This window comes from Epilithonimonas hominis (assembly GCF_003730015.1).
GTDB lineage: Bacteria > Bacteroidota > Bacteroidia > Flavobacteriales > Weeksellaceae > Epilithonimonas > Epilithonimonas hominis.
Map to the genome: position 1 here is coordinate 129,800 of NZ_RJTU01000034.1, position 23,652 is coordinate 153,451.

Sequence of the window (23,652 nt, forward strand, 5' to 3'; positions counted from 1 at the left end):
ATGAACAGCATTTATTAACTATTATTTAGGAAGATCAAAAGAAAATGTACTTCCGGAGCCTAATTCTGATTTTACGGAAATAAATCTGAGCTTCTTTGAAATGTTTGGTGATACTCAATCCCAAACCTGTTACTTCTTTGTTGCTTCCGGGAATTTTAAAGTAACGATCAAAATTTTTTCCTGATACTGTTCCTAAATTCCTTTGCCGAAATCCTGAACAGAAAATTTGATTTTATTACCTTCTTTGATGATGCTAATATCAATTCCGGAAACGTCACACCTTTTTCTGGCATTTTCGAGATCATAAGCCTGGAACAATTCAAATTCTTCCAGCGTGATAATCCCGAAAAGCCACGTCCTGACCTTTCCTTCGTTATCTATGGTAAAAATCTTCTCCACAACCTATTTTTTGATGAAACGCGAGTGTCAGTTTATAATTAGATATTGTTTGAATTGTCTGCAATAAAATCATATTTTTACGAAATAAGATTTTAAGATGTCTCTATTTCAAAAAACAATAATCAACAAATATCTCAAACTACAAAACCAGGATCAACTCAACCAAAAATGGGATTTGTTTTGTGCGCATTTTCATAATACTGAAATCCAGGAAAATATCAGAAATTCCAAAGAAGAACAATACCAGGGCGAATTTTTGATTGACTTGTTTGTAGATGTTTTGGGATATACTAAAAATCCCACGCCTAATTTCAATCTTACTACAGAATATAAAAATGTAAAAGACAGCAAAAAAGCAGATGGCGCCATTATTATTAGTGATAAAGTTCTTGCTATTATAGAACTAAAAGGAACCAATACAACGGATTTATCAAAAATTGAAACCCAGGCTTTTGGCTATAAAAATAATCAGCCGGATTGCAAATACGTCATTACGTCTAATTTTGAAAAACTACGTTTCTATATAGATAATGCCATTGAACATTTGGAATTCAATCTTTTTGAACTGACGAAAGGCGAATTCGAATTGTTATATTTATGTCTGGCATTTGAAAATATTTCAGCAGACATTCCTGCCAGAATTAAAAATGAATCGGTAAGTAAGGAAGACGAAATCACCAAAAAACTGTACAAAGATTATTCGGTTTTCAAAAGAGAGTTGTTTAAAAATCTGTCCGAACAAAACCCGGAATTTGATCCGTTAGAACTTTTCAAAAAATCTCAAAAACTATTAGATAGGCTTTTATTTCTCTTCTTTGGAGAGGACAGAGGTTTACTTCCTCCCAATTCTATAAGACTGATTCTGGATCAATGGAACAAGCTGAAAGATTTAGACGAGTATGTTCCGCTTTATGACCGGTTCAAAAAATATTTTGGCTACCTCAATACAGGTTTCAAAGGGAAGGATTTTAGCGTTTTCGCCTATAACGGAGGATTGTTTAAGCCCGATGAAGTTTTGGATACGATTACCATAGATGATGATTTGCTTTACCAGCATTCTCTGAAATTATCAGAATATGATTTTGCCAGTGAAGTAGATGTCAATATTCTTGGGCATATTTTTGAAAATTCTCTTAATGAAATTGATGAAATAAAAGCCCAGTTAGAAGGACAGGAAATCGACAAGACTAAAACCAAAAGAAAAAAAGACGGCGTTTTCTACACTCCAAAATACATTACCAAATACATTGTAGAAAATACCGTTGGCAAACTTTGCGAAGAAAAGAAAACAGAATTAGGAATTGCTGAAGAAGACTATTCTACCGATAAAAAACGCCAACAGAAAACCAAGTTAGCACTTTTACAGAAATTAGAAGATTACAGAACTTGGCTACATCAGATTACCATTATAGATCCTGCTTGTGGAAGTGGAGCTTTCCTGAACGAAGCGCTGAATTTCCTGATTGATGAACATAAATATATAGATGAGTTAGAAGCCAAACTTACAGGTTCTTCTATTGCTTTTGCTTATCATTCTGAAAGTATTTTAGAGAACAATCTTTTCGGGGTAGATCTGAACGAAGAATCTGTAGAAATTGCCAAACTTTCTCTTTGGCTTCGCACAGCAGAACCTAACCGAAAACTGAACGACCTGAGCAACAACATAAAGTGTGGAAACTCTCTGATTGACGATCCCGAAATTGCCGGAAATAAAACCTTTAATTGGGAAAAAGAATTCCCGCAGATTTTTGCAAAAGGCGGTTTTGATGTGGTGATTGGAAATCCGCCGTATGTTTTATGTCAACCATCTAATACAAATGAGGAAACACTTAATTTTTATAAATCCTTTGAAGTAGCAAGTTACAAAATAGACTTATTTCATTTATTTTTTGAAAGAGGAACTAATATTTTGAGAGATGGAGGAGAACTTGGGTTTATTACTCCAAATACTTATCTATCAAATAAATATATTCAAAAATTAAGAAACTTTATTTTAAAAAATACTTTTATTGAAAAAGTTATTAATTATAATGAAATTGTTTTTGTAGATGCTGGAGTAGATGTAGCTACATTAATTTTAACTAAAGACAAAATTAAAAACGAAAATATAAAGATTTATAATTCCGAAAGAGGAGAATTAAAATTTATTACAAACAAATCTCAAAATAGTTGGAATGAAGCTGAAGAACAAGTTTTTAATTTAAAGAATGATTTTTTCTTTGAATTTAAAGATTGTGTTAAATTAGAAGAAATAGGAAATACTTATTTTGGGATACAAGCATATGATAGAAAAAGTTCAATTTCGGATAAAAAAATAAATGAAAATTATATTTCAATTATTGATGGGGCTGACGTAGTTAGATTTCAATATTCAATTCCAAACAAATATTTCAATTATTTGTTTGAAAATATTAAAAGTGGCGGTGATTTGAATGTATACAGTCAAGATAGAATTGTTATAAGTCAAATCGGGCAATCTCCAAAAGTAGGTTTCTGTGAAAAAGGAATTTTGACATCTAATACAATTTACAATTTATTTTTAAAGGATTCAAGATTTTCTTTAAAGTATATTCTAGCAATTTTAAACTCTCAATTGATAAAAAGCTATTGGTTATCTAAGTATAATGACAATAAAGACTTATTTCCGAAGATAAAAGGTTACCAATTAAAACAACTTCCAATAAAAGAAATCTCTTTAGAAAACCAACAACCCTTCATCGAAAAAGCCGACCAAATGCTTTCTTTAAATAAGGAATTGCAAGAGCTATCAGCCAAATACCAAAGAAATCTTCAAAGAGAATTTTCTCTGGAAACGCTTTCCAAAAAATTACAAAATTGGTATGAGCTTTCTTTTGCAGAGTTCCTAAAAGAATTGGCAAAAGCAAAACTCAACCTTACACTTTCCCAAAAAGCAGAATGGGAAGATTATTTCTTAGCAGAACAACAAAAAGCAATATCTATAAAATCTCAAATAGATCAAACAGACCAAGAAATAGACCAAATGGTGTATGAACTTTATGGCTTGACAGATGAAGAAATAGAGATTGTAGAAAATTCCTGATAATAAAAAAGCCTCTGAAAATCAGAGGCTATATTGTTCTAGTAAAAGTCAATTCTTACAAAGACGCAGAGTGAACAAGCATATCTGCCAATTTGTTAGAATAACCCCACTCGTTATCGTACCAAGATACCAATTTTACGAAAGTTGGATTCAACATAATTCCAGCTTCTTTATCGAAGATAGAAGTTCTTGCATCACTCACGAAATCTTGAGAAACTACAGCGTCTTCTGTATAACCAAGGATTCCTTTCAATTCGCCTTCAGATGCAGCTTTGATAGCAGCGCAAATTTCTTCGTAAGACGTTGGTTTGTCCAATTTTACAGTAAGATCCACTACAGAAACGTCAGCAGTTGGAACTCTGAAAGACATACCTGTCAGTTTCCCGTTAAGAGAAGGGATTACTTTTCCTACCGCTTTTGCAGCACCTGTAGAAGAAGGGATGATATTGTTAAGTGCAGATCTACCACCTCTCCAGTCTTTTGCAGATGGACCATCTACGGTTTTCTGAGTTGCAGTAGTAGCGTGTACAGTTGTCATAAGACCTTCTGCAATACCGAAGTTATCGTGGATTACTTTTGCCAATGGTGCAAGACAGTTAGTTGTACAAGATGCGTTGGAAAAGATTTTGATATCGTCAGTCAAATCTTTGTGGTTTACACCCATTACGAACATTGGTGTATCATCTTTTGATGGAGCAGAAAGGATAACTTTCTTTGCACCAGCGTTGATGTGAGCCTGAGCAGAATCTTTTGAAAGGAATAAACCTGTAGATTCTACGATATATTCTGCACCAATTTCGTTCCATTTTAGATTATTCGGATCTTTTTCCGCTGTTACACGGATGGTTTTTCCGTTAACTACAAGGTTGTTGCCTTGTACTGACACTTCACCCTTAAACGATCCGTGTACCGAATCGTATTTTAGCATATAAGCCATATATTCCGCATCGATAAGGTCATTAATCCCTACAACTTCGATGTTGCTTCTTTCGGCCATAGCTCTGAAAACTAAACGTCCGATTCTCCCGAATCCGTTGATTCCTACTTTAATTGTTGACATATTATTAAAAAAATTAAGGTTTTGTTATTTTATTTGTTTTAAGGATTACATTGCAAGAATTTCTGCAATCTGAAGCAGGTTCTTATCGATTTCGTTATGTTTTTTGATGGCTTCCTCTATCGGCGTGTATGTGATTTTATTAGATTGCATACCAACCATTACTTTATTTTTTCCTTCCATTAATCCTATTACTGCTCCATATCCAAGGTTGCTGGCAAGCACTCGGTCTGCACAGCTAGGCGAGCCACCTCTCTGGATATGACCCAAAATGGTTACTCTGATATCATAATTTGGAAATTCTTCTTTGGTTGCTTTCGCAAGATCATAGATGCTGCCCAGTTCTTCACCTTCAGCTACCACTACGATGCTGGACGATTTACCCACTTTTTCTGCCATTCTGAATGTGCTGAAAAGATCGTCCATACTGTCTTTTCTTTCAGGGATCAAAATGTCCAATGCGCCGGTTGCAATACCGCTGTTTAGGGCGATGAATCCTGCATCACGTCCCATTACTTCTACAAAGAAAACTCTGTTATGGGATGTTGCAGTATCACGGATTTTGTCGATCGCGTCCATTGCTGTGTTAAGCGCTGTGTCGTATCCAATCGTGTTATCTGTCCCGAAGATGTCATTATCAATCGTTCCCGGTACACCGATAACCTTGATGCCGAATTCTTCATTGAATACTTTTGCACCAGTGAAACTTCCGTCTCCACCGATACATACTAATGCGTCGATACCTAATTTCTGACACTGTTCAAAGGCTTTTTTTCTTCCTTCGTACGTCATAAACTCTTTGGAACGGGCAGACTTAAGAATGGTTCCTCCTTGGTTGATTATATTTTTTACGGAACGAGGTCCCATTTTGGTAACATCACCTGCAATCAGACCATTATATCCTTCGCGGATGCCGTAGCAGTCTATATTAAAATGATTCGCTGTTCTTACAACTGCTCTAAGTGCGGCATTCATCCCTGGCGCATCGCCTCCAGAAGTCAGAACCGCAATAGATTTAATGTTGTTTTCTGACATATTTTTAATTTTTTTCTAAGCAAATTTACAAAATATCAATCACATTTTAGCCCTACTATTGTCTTAGTTGAATAAAATATATCATATCTTCAAGAATTAATAATAGGATAATATGACAAAAATCAAACTTAAGATGATTCACAAAATAATTAAGTTTATTATATTTACGAACAAGACAGAATAAAATTTTAAACTAATAAAAAATACATTAATATTATGAAAGTAACCGTAGTTGGAGCTGGAGCAGTGGGAGCAAGCTGCGCCGAGTACATTGCAATGAAAGACTTCGCCTCAGAAGTTGTTTTGGTAGATATCAAAGAGGGTTTTGCAGAAGGAAAAGCAATGGATCTTATGCAGACAGCTTCTCTCAATGGATTCGATACGAAAATCACCGGAACCACAGGGGATTATTCCAAAACAGCTGGTTCAAAAGTAGCGGTAATCACTTCCGGAATTCCAAGAAAACCAGGAATGACGAGGGAAGAATTAATCGGCATCAACGCTGGTATTGTAAAAGAAGTAACTGAAAATTTAGTAAAACATTCTCCAGATGTCATCATCATTGTGGTATCTAACCCGATGGATACAATGGCTTATCTGGTGCATAAAACCTCTGGTCTTCCAAAAGAAAGAATTATCGGTATGGGTGGTGCTTTGGATTCCGCGAGATTCAAATACAGATTAGCAGAAGCTTTGGAAGCGCCAATTTCTGATGTAGACGGAATGGTTATCGCTGCGCACTCTGACACAGGAATGTTGCCTTTATTCAGCAAAGCTACGAGAAATGGTGTACCAGTTTCAGAATTTTTGAGCGAAGAGAAAAAAGCTTATGTCATAGAAGAAACTAAAGTTGGCGGAGCGACATTGACCAAATTATTAGGAACTTCGGCTTGGTATGCGCCAGGAGCAGCAGTTTCTGTAATGGTTCAATCGATTCTTTGCGACCAGAAAAAAATGATTCCTTGCTCATTAATGTTAGATGGTGAGTACGGCGAAAGCGATATCTGTCTTGGCGTTCCTGCAATCATCGGTAAAAACGGTGTTGAAAAAATCGTTAACATTACTTTGACTGAAGAAGAAAAAGCAAAATTTGCCGAAGCTGCAAAAGCGGTGCGTGAGGTAAATGGCGATTTGAAATTTTAAGAAAAAATCGATCTAAATAAACAATCGTCTTGTGAAAACAGGACGATTTTTTATTTTCTGTCAACCTAGAAAATTTTGGTAGTATTTACGGAATTTAAAAACTTCCAGTTTAAGTCTAATAAAGTAATTGGCTATTAGCGATTAGCTTATAGATTTAATTTATGATTACGAAGGGCAATTTTTCCTTTTGATTAACAAAAAAATCCAGAACATCATATTAAAATCGTTTTTTTTCTATTCATAATTATTAAATGTATCATAATTTCGGAATCTATGTTCTTATGTGCCTGAGATCTCTAGATTTAATTTTTTAGAATGATTTAGTTTTTAATTCTCAGGCAAACTTTAATAAAATTTCACATCTCAAAACTTTTGAAAGCCGTAAATTTGGACTCAATAAAAAGTGATTCAATGTTCAGAAAAATTCAGATTTTCGTTTTAGCCGTGGCTACATTTGGAAATGTAAATGCGCAGAAAACAAAATTAAATTCAGGAGAAAGACCAAAATTAGTTGTAGGATTAATTGTAGACCAGATGCGCTGGGATTATCTTTACAGATTCGAAAAGAAATTTGGGAAAGGCGGATTTCAGAGACTTTTGGGCGAAGGTTATTCTCTCAATAATGTCCATATTCCTTACATACCTACCGTTACAGCGATTGGTCATACTTCCATTTATACAGGTTCGGTGCCTTCTATCCACGGTATTGCCGGTAATGACTGGACGGACAAAGAAACCGGAAAAAATGTCTATTGTACCACGGACGAAAGTGTTAATCCGGTGGGTACAGATAATAGAAAGATAGGAAGTCATTCTCCAAAAAATCTTTGGTCAACAACCGTTACAGACCAATTGAGAATTGCAAGTAATTTCAAATCAAAAGTCGTAGGCGTTTCTTTGAAAGACCGCGCTTCTATTCTACCGGCAGGTCATAATCCTACTGGTGCATTTTGGTTTGATGATGCTACTGGAAATTTTATCACAAGTTCATATTATATGAATGATTTGCCAGGTTGGGTCAAAAACTTTAATGAGCAGAAAAATCCTGAAAAACTATTGGCAAACGGATGGGAAACTGTTTTGCCGATTAATCAATATACAGAAAGTACGGCTGATAATGTAGAATGGGAATATCCTGTGGGAACGGCAAAACAACCTGTTTTTCCTTACAAAAATCTATTGTCTGATTATGCCACAAAAAAAGGCGTCATCAGAACAACACCTTTCGGAAATACATTAACTTTGAAATTTGCTGAATCGGCTTTAGACAATTATGCCTTAGGAAAAGGAGCTGAGACTGATTTTCTTGCAATTAATTTGGCATCAACAGATTATGTAGGACATTCTTACGGACCCAACTCGATTGAGGTGGAAGATACTTACATCAGACTGGACAGAGATCTGGCAACATTTTTCAATAAGTTGGATGAGAAAGTAGGAAAGAATAATTATTTGGTTTTTCTATCCGCAGATCACGGTGGCGCCAATGCAGAAGGCTTTTTGAGAGCCAACAAAATATTAGGTGGTTTCTTTGACGAAGGAATGGAGAAGAATCTCGGCGGTGAATTGGAGAAAAAATATGCCAATTCCAAATTGATTCTCGGAATCGACAATTACCAAATCTACCTGAATCAAAATTTGATTAAAGAAAAAAATCTGGATGAAGAAGCCATCAAAACAACCATCATCGATCAACTGAACAAAGACCCTAGAGTTTTGTACGCCGTAGATTTGAAAAAGATTGGTTCATCAGCGATTCCAGAACCGATAAAATCCAGGGTCATTAATGGTTATAACTGGCAGAGAAGTGGGGATATTCAAATCATTTCTCACGACGGGATGTTACCAAGTTACGCCAAAAAAGGAACCACGCACAGCGTTTGGAATTCTTACGATTCTCATATTCCGTTGATTTTTATGGGTTGGGGAATCAAACACGGTGAGAGCAACGGCGATTATTATATGACGGACATTGCGCCAACAATCTCCGCTTTACTTCATATCGAATTTCCAAGCGGTGCCATCGGAAAACCAATTACGGAAGTGATTGGGAGATAGTTTTTAAATAAAGTAATCTAACCACATAGACACATAGAAATTAATCGTTTTTAAATTAAAATAGAATTGAAACTATTTTAACTTGGGCGTACAAAAACTATGTTTCTATGTGGTTTATAAAATTTAAGTCGCAAATGTTTTCAATGAGAACTTTGCGACTTTTTACTTTTCTGTAATTAAAATTCTTGCGCTTTGACGATAAAAACAATTCGTATTTTTGACCAATGATTTTGAAAGAAAAAGACATCTTCGATTTGCTGAATGAAAAGGCAGAACTCTATAATTCTCCAGATTTTATTACCGATGATCCAATCCAGATTCCGCATCGTTTTTCTTTGAAACAAGACATTGAGATTGCCGGATTTTTGTCTGCAAGTGTCGCTTGGGGAAATCGAAAATCGATTATCAATGATGCCAACAAAATGATGGAATTAATGGGAAATTCACCGTACGATTTCATCATGAATTTTACAGATTCTGACTTAAATAGAATTCCACAAAAAGCCATTCACAGAACATTCAATCACGAAGATTTTATTTTCTTTCTCAAGAATTTTCGCCAAATTTATTCTCAGTTTGATAGTCTGGAAGATGCTTTTCTAATTAACGAAAACGAAGTTAATTTCTCACATTCTATCGAGCGTTTCAGAAATCATTTTATTTCGGAAGTCCATCGTGGCCAGAAACACGTGAGTTCGCCTTACAAAAATTCGGCTTCCAAACGATTGATTATGTTTCTGCGTTGGATGGTTCGGAAAGATAAAAAAGGCGTTGATTTTGGAATTTGGGAAAAGATTGATCCAAGATTTTTATCAATTCCTTTAGATGTTCATACCGCCAATATCTCCCGCAAATTAGGAATTCTGAAACGAAAACAAAATGATTGGAAAGCGGTTGAAGAGTTGGATTCAATTCTTAGAAAATACAATTCTGTAGACCCTGCGGTTTATGACTTTGCGTTGTTTGGCTTGGGTGTTTTCAAAGAATTTGAATAGAGTTTAACCACAAAGACACAAAGTGCTCACTAAGAACACAACTATTTAACTTGTGAACCTTGTGAAAAACTTTGTGCTTTGTGGTTAAAAACGTTTCTTGATGTACATCAATATAACTTCAGAATTAAAGGTCTTATTTTTGCTGCAAGAAAAAGAATTTTAATTTAAAATATTATCTATGAAAAAATTAACAGTATTAGCATTAGCAGGGGCTGCTTTGATGTTTACAGCTTGTAACGACAAAAAAGAAACAGTTAAAGATGCGCAGGAAGTTGCGGCAAAAACTGGTGAAGTTTACAAGGCAGACTTGGCTACATCAAAAGTAGATTGGAAAGCTTTTCACAAAGGAGGTTTTGCGCCAAGATGGGGAACGCTTAACTTGAAGTCTGGAGAAATTACAGTTGAAAATAATGCGGTAACTTCTGGAGATTTCGTAATCGATATGACAACTTTGAAAGTGGATCCTGCGTCTGTAACTGAAGCAGATAAAAAACCAGCTGACTTGGAAGCGCACCTTAAAAATGCTGACTTTTTTAATGTTGAGAAACAGCCAACTTCTGATTTCAAAATCACTGCTGTAGCTGATTTGGCTGGTGAACTTCCCAAAGATGCGGTGGCCGGTGCTAATAAAACTGTAAGCGGAAACCTGACTTTGCTAGGAAAAACGCTTAACGTTTCTTTCCCTGCAAAAGTAACTGTTGCTGAAGATAAAGCTAGTATTGAAGCTAAATTTACTGTAAATAGAGCAGATTGGGGAATCAAATTCGGGACTGATGAAACTGACCCGGCTGAATGGATGATTAGCAAAGACATCGAAATTGGTATCAATGTGAATGCTGCTAAATAATAAATTCTGAAAAATGAAAAGAGAGACTGTTTCGAAAGAGACAGTCTTTTTTATTATAAACACTTCGACTCCGCTCAGTGTGATATTTCTAATACTAAATATTTTTTTGTAGAATTATCAGCCAACTGTCAGGCTGAGCGGAGTCGAAGCCTTTGTGAAATAAAAGAACCGACTCTTTAGAAGCCGGTTCAGTAGATAAAAACATCTCATTTTTTTAGTTAGACAACAACAAAAAAGGACAGCCGACGATGCTATCCTTAAATTTTTATACCAAATTTAATTTGAGTAATTCCGATTGGGTCAAAAGCAAATTTTGTGTTCATTTCCTAAAGCTCTATTGTAAATTTAGAAAGAAAAACAATACCATTTGTAAACTCAATGTTAAAGTTTTAACGTTATCCACATTTTTTTGTGGATAAATCACAAAGTAATTATTCCAAAATCCAGTTCTTTGCTATTTCTATTTCTAAATCTTTCTCTGAACTTGGTTCTACCAAAATATCTGGATTTATTTTTTCACGATATTCTTTCCCAGTTCTGTCCATTTCAAAAGATGTTGCTAAAGCAAGAGATCTACCATCACTCAAAGGAAAAGTGGAGTTAGCTGATGTAAAACCGCCGGTTGGTTGTCCAATAAGTTTTACATTTTGTTTTCCAATGAAAGAAATCGCAGTTGCCTCACCAGCACTGATTGTCTTTTTTCCAACCAAAATCGCAATTTTTGAATTAGAATTTTTTAATTTATATGGTTGAGTTATTTCATTTTTGCCAAATTTTCCGTTTTCCAATATCCACGGAATATTTTTTTCTTTAGTTACAAAATATCCCAGCGTTCCATCTCCGATGAGACTTTCTAATCCAAGGATCATAGGATAAATACTTCCGCCAGTATTAGTTCTGAGGTCAACAATCCAACCATCGGTTTTGTTTTCAGAATCCAGGTTTTTTATCATTTCATTGATTTTTGATGCAAACTGGTTTCCGACTTCAGTATTTGAAGTGGCGAATCCAGGAATCATTATATATCCGATTTTACCATCGATTATTTTGGATTCCGGTTCTATTCCCTTAAGATTTTTTATTTTTTTCTCATCTGTGCTTTTTTTTGATACAATGAAGGAATGAATATCTCCCGAACCTTTTAAAGTGTTCATCATATACTCTATTGCTGGTTTTGTATCACTAATGGTTTCTGCTCCTTGGGATAATTTTTTAATGTTGTCATCGACAATGTTCCAATCAATTTTGTCCCGGAAGATTGATTTTGTTTTTATCAGATTTTTAAAATCTTCTATGTAATCAGAGGCAATTTTTGAGGGTTCTTTGTTGGCAATATCAATGCTTCTAATTTCAAAATCATCAAACCAAACTGTTCCAGCACCAGCTAATAGTCCTCCGATTTTTAAACTTTTTGCGTTCTCATCAACGTTGAGCTGCAATCTGTATTTTATCCAATCATTATTTATAATTACAGGGAATTGCTGAGTATTAGTGGTTGCAGATTTGATTTTGTTGCCATCTTTGTCCAAAACTTGCCCCCAAATGTTAACTTTTCCATTAACGTCTTCAGATTTTATGTAGGCAAATATTTCAATTTTTCTTACACCTTTTTCTTCAATGGGAATTTTTTGATAAAAAGACTGAAATGTTTTAGTGTCATTAGAGTTTCCTATTATTTGAAAAGATTTTTTTCCTTGATATTTCTGATTTTCATCGATTTTAAAAGCATATGATTCTAATTTTTTTATCGTCCAATTATCAGGAATATTATTTGTTGAACTTTCAAAGCCTGAATTTTTTATTTGTGCATTTGAAAATTGAATAATGAGAATTGTTAGAATAATAAATTTAAGTTTCATTGGGTTTTAATTTTTTACTAAAATATAGAAACCTCCCAAACAAATTTTAATCACTTAACATTATTTATTAAACATTTAGAATGATTAACAAAAACAAAAAACCAAAGCTTTTCGACTTTGGTTTTATAATTATCCTATGTTTTTTTTAATTCAACTTCTCCTTAATATACTTCCCAGTAAAAGACTTTTTCTCTTTAACCAAATCTTCCGGTGTTCCTGTGAAAACAATTTCGCCGCCGTATTTTCCTGCGTTTGGACCAACGTCGATGATGTGGTCGGCGCATTTGATAATATCCGGCTGATGTTCAATCACCACAACAGAATGTCCTAATTCTATCAATGCCTGAAGGGATTTCAGTAATTTTTGAATATCGTGGAAATGCAAACCTGTTGAAGGTTCATCAAATACAAACAAGGTTTTTTCAGTAGTTACACCTTTCACAAGGAAAGATGCCAATTTCACTCTCTGCGCTTCGCCACCCGAAAGAGTAGAAGAGGATTGACCCAACTGAAGATAACCTAAACCAACATCCTGCAAAGGTTTTAGTTTTGTCGCGATTTTTTCTTCGTGATTTTCTTTGAAGAATTCCAACGCTTCGTCAACCGTCATATGAAGGATGTCGGAAATGTTTTTTTCGTCGTATTTGATTTCGAGGATTTCTTTTTTGAAACGCGTTCCGTGACAATGTTCACATTCCAGCTCAATATCTGCCATAAACTGCATCGAAACGGTAATCACACCGTCACCTTTGCATTCGTCACATCTTCCACCATCCACATTGAAAGAAAAATGTTTTGGTTTCAGACCTTGGACTTTTGCCGATTTTTGTTTGGCAAAAAGGTCTCGAATGTCGTCATAAGCTTTCAGATATGTGACAGGATTGGAACGGGATGATTTTCCAATAGGATTTTGGTCAATCAATTCGATATTCTGAATCAATCTTGAAGGGAAAGTCACGGAATCATAATCCGCTTTCTTTCCACCCATTCCGAGCTGAATCTGAATTGCATTTGTCATCACTTCTTTCATCAAAGTCGATTTTCCACTTCCGGAAACACCTGTAATCACCGTCAGACATTCCAAAGGAACATTGACATCAACATTCTTCAAGTTATTTTGACGAGCGCCTTTTATCTCAATAAATTCTTTTGTTTTTCTTCGTTTTGTAGGAACTTCGATTTTCAAATCGCCATTCAGATATTTTGCAGTCAAAGTATCTGCTTTCAGCATCTCTTTATAATCGCCACTGAAAACCAAATCTCCGCCAAGATAACCCGCTTCCGGACCAATATCGATGACATAATCTGCTTCTCGCATCACATCTTCATCGTGCTCTACAACAATCACGGTATTTCCAAGGTCTCGGAGTTGTTTTAAAACACCAATCAGATTTTCTGTATCTCGGGAATGCAGACCAATACTTGGCTCATCCAAAATATATATAGAACCAACCAGTGAACTTCCTAAACTTGTTGCCAGATTGATTCTCTGACTTTCTCCACCGGAAAGCGTGTTCGAAGTTCGGTTCAAAGTCAAATATCCGAGACCAACTTTCGTCAGGAATTCTAATCTCGTTTCGATTTCGTAAGTCAGTCGTTTGGCGATTTCTCTGTCGTGGTCGTTGAGTTTTAAAGATTTGATTAGTGGAAGCAATTCGTCCAAAGGTAATTCTATGAATGATTGAATATTGTGTCCGTCAATTTTTACCCAGCTGGTTTCTTCTCGTAATCTGAGACCTTCACAGGTTGGGCAAATAGTCTTGCCGCGATAACGTGAAAGCATCACACGATACTGGATTTTATAAAGATTTTCTTCCAGCATTTTAAAGAAATTATCAATGCTTGGAAAATTTCTTGTTTTGTCACCTCTCCACAGGTATTGCTTCTGCTCTTTGGTTAACTGGTGATAAGGTTTATGAATAGGGAAGTCTTTGGCTTTTTTGATGAAATCCTTTTTCCATTCGCTCATACTTTCGCCTTTCCAGGAAGCGACTGCATCCTCGTGAAGCGACAGATTTTTGTTTGGGATTACCAAATCTTCATCAATTCCAATCACTTTTCCGTAACCTTCGCAAGTCGGACAAGCGCCATAAGGATTGTTGAAACTGAAATAATGGACATTTGGTTCATTGAAAACGATTCCGTCTAATTCAAATTTATTGGAGAATTCACGGATTTTCCCCGTATCTGTATTTTTAAGTGAACAATAGCCGTGACCTTCGTAGAAAGCCATTTGGATAGAATCCGCTAAACGTTGTAAGAAATTCTCATCTTCCTCATAACTGAATCTGTCAATCCCGAGATTGATTGTCATATCTTTTTCCGGCGTGAATCCGAAGCTTTCCAAATCCTCGATTCCCGCCAAATTTCCGTTAACTTCCAACCTTGTGAATCCTGAAACCTTAAGGGTTTTCAGTAATTCAGCAAAAGTTTTAACTTCGAATGTTAAAGGCGTTAACAATAAAAACGTAGAATCTTTTTTAGAATCCCGGATGAAGTTAATCACATCGGTTACGCTGTCTTTTTTGACTTCTTCACCCGAAACAGGCGAATAGGTCCTTCCGACTCTGGCGAAAAAAAGTTTCAGGTAATCGTAGATTTCTGTTGATGTGCCTACCGTAGATCTTGGGTTGGACGAGATCACTTTCTGCTGAATCGCAATAGAAGGTGCTAGACCTTTGATATCATCGATTTTCGGTTTTTCTAATTTACCCAAAAACTGACGCGCGTAGGAACTCAAACTTTCCACATATCTTCTTTGTCCTTCGGCATAAATCGTATCAAAAGCGAGTGACGATTTACCACTTCCAGAGACACCCGTAATCACAATCAGTTTGTTCTTTGGAATCAGAACGTCTATGTGTTTCAGGTTGTTAAGATGTGCGTTTTTAACGAAAATATATTTTTTGATATCGATTTCAGTAGTTGTAGCCATTGTAAAAAATAAGACCAACAAAATTAAGGAAAATAAAACCGAATCACGATAAGATTTTGGATTAAATGAAGGAGCGGTTTTTAATCGCAAAGGCACTAAAACGAATTGATTTTTGAGATGGTTCTAAGTCGCAAAAGTGGTGATGATAATGTGAAATGTTTGTTGACATTTTCAATTAGTTCCGTAGGAACATAATGTTAATAGAGGTTGATGTCGATTAGAATAGAGCTCCGTAGGAGCGAACTGATGTTATGTGAATGACAGGTCGCTCCTACGGAGCTTTGTCTTTGGTATTTTCGGTTTCTATTAACAGGTTATCCCTAGGGATTTGTTGGTTTTAATTGTTTGATATTGTATTGTTTATATTCTTGAAAGGGGTGGTTCAGAACTTGTCTTAGGTATTGATGCAAGTAACGGAGACCACTTCATCAAGTATCCTTAGACACTTAAGCAACGAGTCGGAGGCACTTGTTTAACCTCAAAATAACCTGTTACAGGTACTTCAGAGGTAGTTGAGGCTTGTTACTACTCAATTTTTATTAGAATTATAGATGGAGAATCTGGCTAATCTCTATATTTGCGCCCGATTATCTGAAAGGGTTGAGTAATTTTGACCTTTCAAAATAATAAAAATTATATATGAAAAGAACTATTACAGCTTTGTCAATTTGCGTTTTGTCAATTAATGCAATGGCGCAGAATCAGGAAAATAATATAGAAAGAGTAGATCTCCAAGGTCGTTTTTTGTCGGTTTCGCATAATGATGTGAATGAAAATGTTACCGTTATCACCAAAAAGCAAATCGAGAAAAGTCCGGCAACAAGTATTGATGAATTACTCCAGTTTTATTCTGGTTTGGATATCAGGAGACGCGGTTCCAATGGTGTGCAGAGTGATATCGGGATCAGAGGAAGTTCTTTTGAGCAGGTTTTGGTTTTGATAAATGGCGTGCGAATGAATGATTCACAAACGGGACATAATACATTTAATATTCCGTTTGATATTTCGGCAGTGGAACGCATAGAGATTATCAAAGGTTCATCTGCAAAGTTATATGGGCAAAATGTTTTTGCGGGTGTTATTAATATCATTACCAAAACATCTTCACAAGAACAGGTAACGGTGAAAGCGCAAGGCGGTGATTTCAAAACCTATGATTTGTCGGCATCTGGGACATTTGGGACAGAAAAATTTACGAATCTTTTCCAGGTAAGCAGTGGCGCTTCAGACGGTTACAGATATAATACAGATTATAAAATACAGAATTATTTTTATCAGAACAAACTAAAGATTAGCAACGGAAGTATCGGTTTGCAAGCAGGTTTTTCTGAGAAGAAATTTGGAGCAAACGGTTTCTACGCGTCACCAGCATACACCAATCAATATGAGGAAATGCAGTCTTCCGTTGTAAGTTTGCAATATGAGCAGAAATTCAGTAATCTTTCGGTTAATTCTAGTGTTTATTGGAGAAGAGGTCAGGATATGTATCTTCTTAAGCGTGAGAATCCCTCATTCTACAGAAATATGCACATCGGGAACAATGTAGGAGGAACTGTAAATGCTTCCTACGAATCACCTATAGGAATCACAAGTGTAGGAATAGATTACAGAAAAGAATTTTTGACCAGCAGTAATCTTGGTGAGAGAAAAAGAGATGTGACACAGGTGTTTTTTGAGCATCAAGTCAAATTTTTCGATCAGAAGCTGGAAGTTAATCCAGGGGCAAGCTGGGCTAATTATTTGGGTGGTAATTTTTTCTATCCAGGTGTAGATTTGGGCTATATTTTTAATCAAAATCACAAGATTTTCGGTGCGATATCAAAAGGTTTCAGAATCCCGACGTTTACAGATCTGTATTACAACAGTCCAGCAGAAAAAGGAAATCCTGGTCTGGTTCCGGAAAATGCAGTTTCTTCCGAGCTGGGCTATCGTTTTCAGAATCAAAATATATTGGCGAAAATCAGTGGGTTTATGAGAAACACAACCAATGGAATAGACTGGCAAAAAGAAATTTCATCGGATCCTTGGAAAGCTGTAAATATTGCAAAAATAGATCTGAAAGGTTTTGAAACTGAGTTCAGACATAAGCCATTTGCGTTCCTGAACTACCGTTTGGCTTATACCTATCTGGATAATAAATACAGAGATGAAATGAAATATTCCCGTTTCTCTTTGCAGAATCTGAAACACCAATTTGTTGCTCAATTGGATTTGAGATTCCTAAAATTTTTCAGCAATCAGTTGATTTATAAATACTCTGAACGTGTGAATCTTGGCAGTTATAATGTTTTGGATGAACAACTTAATTTCCGAATCAAAGACCTTAATTTTTATGTCTTAATCAATAACCTTACAAATACCAAATACACAGAATCTAATCTGGTTCCGATGCCGGGAAGATGGTTTCATCTAGGATTTACTTATCAGATTAAAATGAATTAAAATTTCAATCACATAGGCATATAGAAAAACTATTTGGTCTGTTTATTTTTAGATAAACTATGTACCTATGTGGTTAATTTCTCAAAATAAGTATAAATAGATTCTAAATCAATTAAATTTGCAAAAAATTATACAATGGCAGCTTACTTAGAATTCAATTTTAAAATAAATCCTTTACAACCCTGGAACGATATATTGATGGCAGAACTGATAGAAATCGGTTTTGACAGCTTTACCGAAGAATATGACGGTGTTTTGGGCTACATTCAGAAAGATATTTTCAATGAAAATGAATTAAAGAATATTCCGCTTTTTCAAAATGACAATGTGAAAATCCAATATTCGTACGAAGAAATGCCGAATATCAACTGGAACGAGGAATGGGAAAAGAATTTTTCACCAATCAATGTTGAAGATAAAGTCCTTATCCGAGCAGAATTCCACGAACCGAATCCTCAAATGCACGAGATTGTGATTCAGCCAAAAATGTCTTTCGGGACAGGACATCATCCGACCACGCACTTGATGATTCAGCAGATGCTGGATATGGATTTGGAGAACAAAAAAGTGCTGGATATGGGTTGCGGAACTTCGGTTTTAGCGATTTTTGCAAAACAAAAAGGAGCGGGTAGAACTGTGGCTATCGATATTGACGAATGGTCTGTAGAAAACTCCAAAGAAAATGCAGAAAGAAACAATGTAGAATTAGATATTGAACTAGGAACTGCAGATAATCTTGGAAAAGAAAAATTCGAAATTATCTTAGCTAACATCAACCGAAATATCTTGATTTCCGACATTCCGACGTATGTTTCCGTTTTGGAAGATGGCGGAAAATTGCTGTTGTCTGGACTTTGTTTCTTCGATGTGGATGATATTTTGGAAGTTTGCACAGAACAAAATCTAAAGCTTGAAAGGAAAATCCAGAGAGAAGAATGGGTTTCTCTTTTGTTAAGTAAATAAAATTTTTTGGGCAGCTTATCCGCCTTCCGCTCCCGCTTTTTTCCTACACTGCTTTTCGGAAAAAGAGCTCCGCTCAAGTCGGGCTGCGATTGCCACACAAAACCAAAATTAATCCTAAAAAAACCCTCTGAATTTACTTTTCGAGGGTTTTTGTTTCCTATCATTTTTGCGGATATTTCTGAATCAAAGCCTGCAAAATTGCCCAGGTTTCCGCATCTAAAATTCCATTGTAATTAGATGGTCTAAAGTGGAATTGGAAAGCCTCAATCGTTTGTTTCGTCGTTTTATCCCAAACACCATTTACGGACAATGCATATCCAAACTGAACCAATTGTTGCTGGATTTTAGAAACAAATTCCGGATTGTTGTATTGTAAAGCAATAGCGTTGGTTGTTAAGATTTGATTGAGGAAAGTTTGTTTTGCTGTTTCATCATACCACATCCCGACTTGATATTCATCGTACAATCTCTTCCAAGGAAAAAGCGGACCTGGATCTTGTTTTCTGGTTGGCGCAATATCAGAATGCGCGAGAATATTAGTTGGCGGGATATTATATCGCGTCACAATATCTTTTACCAAAGCTGCCACTTTCCTGAATTGTTCTTCCGGATAAGGATAAAAAACACGGTTGTTCAAAGAATCCATTGTGTAGCCAAGATTTACAATTTCAATTCCAATTGAAGTGTCGTTCAGGTTCTGGTCTTTTCTCCAATTGCTGATTCCTGCGTGGTACGCTCTTTTATTTTCGTCCACAATTTGATAGATTTCTTTATCAGGAAGCGTGCTTACAAGATAATGCGCACTAACAGATTGCTGTGTTAATGTTGTGATGGATTTCTCATCATTGAGAACTGTGTAGTGTAAAATCACGTATCGCTGACGAAAATTTTGTCCTATCGCAGGAAAATAGCTTTTTGATATTTTGTAGCCAGCAGGATTAGCACTTACAATAGAACCGAAACTAATTGTGTTATCATTCTTGCTGATGTCTGCAATGTTTACTTTGTAATATTCTCCTTCGTCCTCTTTTATTTGTGGTTTTTTATCTGTTAAAATAGGTTTTGGTGCATTTGGAATAGCGATGTTTTTATTTTTTGCAGTTTTTTGTTGTGTTCCACAAGATATCATAACGATTCCTAAGGCTGTGAGATATAATGAATTACGCATAGTGGTGGGTGTTTACAGATTATTTTGTTTCAAAAATATGAAAAAAAATGAAGAAAAAAATTTGGGAGATAACGAAAACTGTTCTATATTTGCACTCGCAATTGAGGAACAAACGATCTTTAAAATATTGCAAGGAGGGTTGCCAGAGTGGTTAATGGAGCAGTTTGCTAAACTGTCGACCCGAAAGGGTCGCAAGGGTTCGAATCCCTTACCCTCCGCAAAGAAAATCTACGGGGCGTAGCGTAGTCCGGTCATCGCGCCTGGTTTGGGACCAGGAGGTCGCAGGTTCGAATCCTGCCGCCCCGACAAGTTTTAGTAATTTTCTCAAAATTACAAATGGGTGCGTAGCTCAGCTGGATAGAGCATCTGCCTTCTAAGCAGACGGTCTCAGGTTCGAATCCTGACGCGCTCACTTAAACTCACAATCATTTTGGTTGTGAGTTTTTTTTGATTGTATGCAAACAATCTGAAAAAATTAATTTAGTTCTATTGATTACGATTTGCTTTCAAAAATCGCTAGGTCCTGCAATGATTGGTATCATACCAAGGTAATCTCAGAAATTCTAAAATCAAGAAATTTATCTTTCAAGTTTTCAATTTCAGCAGACAGGAAAAAAATAATTGTCTTATTTTCGCTGAATATTTCTTTAACCCATGTGGAAGTTGATCAAAAAACTGTTTTTTATTTTAATAATAGCTAATATTATCTTTATCATTTACGGCATCTTTTTTAATCCCCCAATTACTTGGACACAATTAGGTGGTCTGATAAAATATGGAAAGTTACACCGTGACTACATCAGCTATGATGAGATGGGCAACAATGTAAAAAAAGCTGTAATTGCTTCAGAAGATCAAACTTTTTTCATCCACAATGGTTTTGACTATAAAGCTATTGAAAAAGCGATGAAGAAAAATGACAAAAAAGGAAAGGTGGTAAGAGGTGGAAGCACCATTTCCCAACAAACGGCAAAGAATATATTTCTTTGGCAGGGTAGAAGCTGGTTTCGCAAAGGGCTGGAGGCTGTTTATACTTTCATAATAGAGAAAATATGGGGAAAAGACGTTATTTTGGAGCGGTATCTCAATTCTATTGAAATGGGACAAGGTGTTTTCGGAGTAGAAGCAGCCTCTCAATATTACTTCAACAAGCCTGCAAAAGATCTAAACAAGAGCGAGGCCGCTTGGATTGCTGCGGTATTACCCAATCCAAAAAAGTATGACCCGAAAAATCCAAGTGCCTATCTTAGAAAAAAACATAGTTGGATTATGCGGCAGATGAATAATATTGTTCTGAAATAATTATTTTTGTAAGTAATATGGGAATCAGATTATTTAAAAAAGACACTTTCAGTACAATTCTGAAAAAGTATTTTGCAGAAGAAAATGAGACGTTGTCTTTGGATCCTTTGTCAGAAATTATTACAAGTCTTAAAAAAGAAGACTTGGGTGTTTTTACGGCTTATCTGAAGGATAATAAAACCATCACTAATAATCTGACGACATACCTGAGAAATATCTTTAAAGACAGGTCATTTAATCTTTCTCTTACAGAAGCCGATATCCTTTCTGAAAATGCTTTTTTCCCGGAGTTTAAAAAAAGATTGCTTAATAAAGTTCTTCCTCCCATTGAAAATGAAAAAACGGTCTGGTATCTTGTAGATAACGTTTTGGTGACGCCAAAAAAGGATCTGAGCTTCTTTCAGAATTCACCGGAGGATAAAATGGATGAGTTATTTAGATTGCTTAAAATCGATGATTTTATTAGAAATACTAAAGTTAAGAAAGAGCTTCTCTTCTCAGTCAATATTCTTGCTTGGCGTGTGATAGGCAATGCTCTGGATGTAGAAGTGATGAAAATGGCTCCAGAATATCGCAATTTCGATAATCCCTTCCTTGCGCTTCAGAACGAGTTGGATGTACTTAATTCTGAGTTTAAAGATAATCCTGATTTCCAGATGACCTCAACGGATATCTTGTATAAACAAACGAAAGTTTATCTAGATCAGTGTTTGGAATTTATAAATATTGCATTTAAAAATTCTTCAAAATATGGGATTTCCAGCAAGACCAATCAGTCATTACTGAAAATCAGGCAACAGCTCCAAAGAATGGCAGATACGATTAAGCTTTTTGTGGTAGATACAGAAAAAGATTACCTGATTAATTCTAAGCAGCTTTTTTTTAATATACTCAGATATAAATCTCATAAGAACAATCTTCGGGATTTGGTTTCGGACAGCACCCGTCTGATGTCGCATCTCATAACCAATCATACGGCGGAAACCGGTACGCATTACATCACTTCTACTTTCAAAGCTTATATGAAGATGTTCTGGAAAGCTTCTGGGGGTGGCGTTATTGTCGGAGCTTTATGTATTTTGAAAATGCTTTACAGCTATATCCCAACCAGTGATTTTGCCCACGCATTTTTGTTTTCCATGAATTATGCGATGGGATTTGTGATGATCTATTTGATGCATTTTACCCTAGCAACCAAACAACCTGCTATGACCGCAGCCACAATGGCGAAGGTGCTCTCGGAAGGTGATAGCACAAATACTTATACAGAATTTGCGCATGTTGTTTCGCAGCTTTTCAGATCGCAGTTTATTGCGTTTATTGGAAATGTGTTGATGTCTTTCCCTGTCGCATTAGCAATGATATATGGACTCGAAATACTTTTTAAACAGAATTTTGCCTTCGAAAAGTCAACAAAATTGTTACATGATTTAGATCCCTTTCAGTCAAAAGCTATTTTGCATGCCTGTATAGCTGGTGTTTTTCTCTTTATTTCTGGCGTTATTTCTGGTAATATAAGTAATAATTCGGTTTTTTATCAGATTCCTAAAAGAATTGCTAAAAACCCATCGATTAATTATTTTTTTGGACCACGATTTGCCAAGCAATTGTCTATTTATTATTCCAAAAACTGGGCAGGTATCATTTCCAATTTCTGGTTTGGTGTTTTTCTCGGAGCAACTGCTCCAATCGGTCTTTTTCTGGGGCTTGATCTGGATATACGCCATATAACCTTTGCAGCCGGTAACTTTGCTTTGGGACTTTACGGAAAAGATTTTGTAGTGAGCTCATATACATTTTGGATATCGTTTGTGACCGTTTTTGTTATCGGATTTTTCAACTTTGCAGTCAGTTTCGGATTATCTATGCTGTTGGCTTTCAGGTCAAGAAAAGTAGAGATTAATGAGGCTAAAGAAATTTTCAGAGAGATTTTCAGATACTTTATCAGAAACCCATTCCGTTTTTTCTTTCCTCTCAGATCCAGGCTGGATGAAAAAAGTAAAAAAATGATTGAAGAAATTGCTACAAAATCAGCAAATCATTAATCAGCGATTCGTCTTTTAAAACTTCTCGGAACTTCTTCAGGAAAAAGGATTTTCTCATTCTGAAATCATTTTTCAGCAGTGGCGATTTTATGCGCAAAACCAAAACTTTTTCTTTCAGATTCACCGTTTCTATCTCGGAAAAAAGATCCTCAGAAAGGTAATTTTCCAAAAAATCTTTGATTTCGAAAGCTTTTAATTTATCTTCGAAACCGTATATTTTTGCAAAAGAACTAAGAAGTTCAGAAGACTGGAATTCACGTTTTTTTCTGCTCATTGGATCGTTATTATTGGGGTGTGTCCCTCAGTTGCTCATCTCTGGCGCTCGCTTCGCTCGCGCCATCAT

The 23,652-nt window shown here is 35.8% G+C and carries 16 protein-coding genes and 3 tRNA genes; 12 read left to right on the forward strand and 7 right to left on the reverse strand.

The genetic code is table 11. The annotated features are described in order from the left end of the window. Positions 1-192 precede the first annotated feature (192 nt). Positions 193-399, reverse strand: a complete 207-nt coding sequence (locus tag EGH73_RS05105) for a HAMP domain-containing histidine kinase (protein WP_123280953.1) — start codon at positions 397-399, stop codon at positions 193-195. Positions 400-496: 97 nt separating this feature from the next. On the opposite strand from EGH73_RS05105, the gene EGH73_RS05110 reads away from it, so the two are divergent. Beyond that, positions 497-3,460, forward strand: a complete 2,964-nt coding sequence (locus EGH73_RS05110) for an Eco57I restriction-modification methylase domain-containing protein (protein WP_123280954.1) — start codon at positions 497-499, stop codon at positions 3,458-3,460. A gap of 55 nt (positions 3,461-3,515) precedes the next feature. Here the strand turns inward: EGH73_RS05110 and gap are convergent, their stop codons facing one another. Next, positions 3,516-4,520 carry a type I glyceraldehyde-3-phosphate dehydrogenase gene (gap, locus tag EGH73_RS05115; RefSeq protein WP_123280955.1) on the reverse strand — a complete coding sequence of 335 codons (1,005 nt, stop codon included), beginning with the start codon at positions 4,518-4,520 and terminating at the stop codon, positions 3,516-3,518. Positions 4,521-4,565: 45 nt separating this feature from the next. Beyond that, on the reverse strand, positions 4,566-5,552 hold the full coding sequence (gene pfkA / locus EGH73_RS05120; protein ID WP_123280956.1) for a 6-phosphofructokinase: 987 nt from the start codon (positions 5,550-5,552) through the stop codon (positions 4,566-4,568). Positions 5,553-5,768: 216 nt separating this feature from the next. Here pfkA and EGH73_RS05125 point away from each other — a divergent pair, with 216 nt between their 5' ends. The 4 genes from EGH73_RS05125 (at position 5,769) to EGH73_RS05140 (ending at position 10,595) form a co-directional block, all read left to right on the forward strand. Beyond that, positions 5,769-6,695 (forward strand): malate dehydrogenase, encoded by a 927-nt coding sequence (locus EGH73_RS05125; RefSeq protein ID WP_089770790.1) that lies wholly within the window; start codon positions 5,769-5,771, stop codon positions 6,693-6,695. A 411-nt stretch (positions 6,696-7,106) separates the two neighbouring features. Next, positions 7,107-8,753: an alkaline phosphatase PafA gene (gene pafA, locus EGH73_RS05130; protein WP_123280957.1), complete on the forward strand. Its 1,647-nt coding sequence runs from the start codon at positions 7,107-7,109 to the stop codon at positions 8,751-8,753. Positions 8,754-8,983: 230 nt separating this feature from the next. After that, positions 8,984-9,748: a TIGR02757 family protein gene (locus EGH73_RS05135; RefSeq protein ID WP_123281002.1), complete on the forward strand. Its 765-nt coding sequence runs from the start codon at positions 8,984-8,986 to the stop codon at positions 9,746-9,748. A 178-nt stretch (positions 9,749-9,926) separates the two neighbouring features. Further along, on the forward strand, positions 9,927-10,595 hold the full coding sequence (locus EGH73_RS05140) for a YceI family protein (protein WP_123280958.1): 669 nt from the start codon (positions 9,927-9,929) through the stop codon (positions 10,593-10,595). Between the two features lie 431 nt (positions 10,596-11,026). Here the strand turns inward: EGH73_RS05140 and EGH73_RS05145 are convergent, their stop codons facing one another. Beyond that, on the reverse strand, positions 11,027-12,454 hold the full coding sequence (locus EGH73_RS05145) for a S41 family peptidase (RefSeq protein WP_123280959.1): 1,428 nt from the start codon (positions 12,452-12,454) through the stop codon (positions 11,027-11,029). A 145-nt stretch (positions 12,455-12,599) separates the two neighbouring features. Then, positions 12,600-15,389 (reverse strand): excinuclease ABC subunit UvrA, encoded by a 2,790-nt coding sequence (uvrA, locus tag EGH73_RS05150; RefSeq protein WP_123280960.1) that lies wholly within the window; start codon positions 15,387-15,389, stop codon positions 12,600-12,602. Positions 15,390-16,028: 639 nt separating this feature from the next. On the opposite strand from uvrA, the gene EGH73_RS05155 reads away from it, so the two are divergent. Together EGH73_RS05155 and prmA are read left to right on the forward strand one after the other, a co-directional pair. Then, on the forward strand, positions 16,029-17,831 hold the full coding sequence (locus tag EGH73_RS05155; protein ID WP_123280961.1) for a TonB-dependent receptor plug domain-containing protein: 1,803 nt from the start codon (positions 16,029-16,031) through the stop codon (positions 17,829-17,831). A gap of 135 nt (positions 17,832-17,966) precedes the next feature. Beyond that, the gene (gene prmA, locus EGH73_RS05160) at positions 17,967-18,794 is read left to right on the forward strand and encodes a 50S ribosomal protein L11 methyltransferase (RefSeq protein ID WP_123280962.1); all 828 of its coding nucleotides are present in this window, start codon (positions 17,967-17,969) and stop codon (positions 18,792-18,794) included. A 160-nt stretch (positions 18,795-18,954) separates the two neighbouring features. Here the strand turns inward: prmA and EGH73_RS05165 are convergent, their stop codons facing one another. After that, positions 18,955-19,962, reverse strand: a complete 1,008-nt coding sequence (locus EGH73_RS05165; protein WP_123280963.1) for an N-acetylmuramoyl-L-alanine amidase — start codon at positions 19,960-19,962, stop codon at positions 18,955-18,957. A gap of 133 nt (positions 19,963-20,095) precedes the next feature. On the opposite strand from EGH73_RS05165, the gene EGH73_RS05170 reads away from it, so the two are divergent. The 5 genes from EGH73_RS05170 (at position 20,096) to EGH73_RS05190 (ending at position 23,309) form a co-directional block, all read left to right on the forward strand. Continuing rightward, positions 20,096-20,180: transfer RNA gene (locus EGH73_RS05170), tRNA-Ser, on the forward strand. A gap of 13 nt (positions 20,181-20,193) precedes the next feature. Continuing rightward, positions 20,194-20,268 (forward strand) — tRNA-Pro (locus EGH73_RS05175). 32 nt (positions 20,269-20,300) lie between these two features. Beyond that, positions 20,301-20,374: transfer RNA gene (locus EGH73_RS05180), tRNA-Arg, on the forward strand. Positions 20,375-20,616: 242 nt separating this feature from the next. Beyond that, complete coding sequence (gene mtgA, locus EGH73_RS05185) at positions 20,617-21,264, forward strand: monofunctional biosynthetic peptidoglycan transglycosylase (protein WP_123280964.1); 648 nt, start codon at positions 20,617-20,619, stop codon at positions 21,262-21,264. Between the two features lie 17 nt (positions 21,265-21,281). After that, the gene (locus EGH73_RS05190; protein ID WP_123280965.1) at positions 21,282-23,309 is read left to right on the forward strand and encodes a recombinase; all 2,028 of its coding nucleotides are present in this window, start codon (positions 21,282-21,284) and stop codon (positions 23,307-23,309) included. Here the strand turns inward: EGH73_RS05190 and EGH73_RS05195 are convergent. Then, a complete protein-coding gene (locus tag EGH73_RS05195) occupies positions 23,287-23,583 on the reverse strand; it encodes a hypothetical protein (RefSeq protein WP_123280966.1) in 297 nt (98 codons plus the stop codon). The two genes, EGH73_RS05190 and EGH73_RS05195, sit on opposite strands and share 23 nt — an antisense overlap. Between the last annotated feature and the right edge of the window lie 69 nt (positions 23,584-23,652).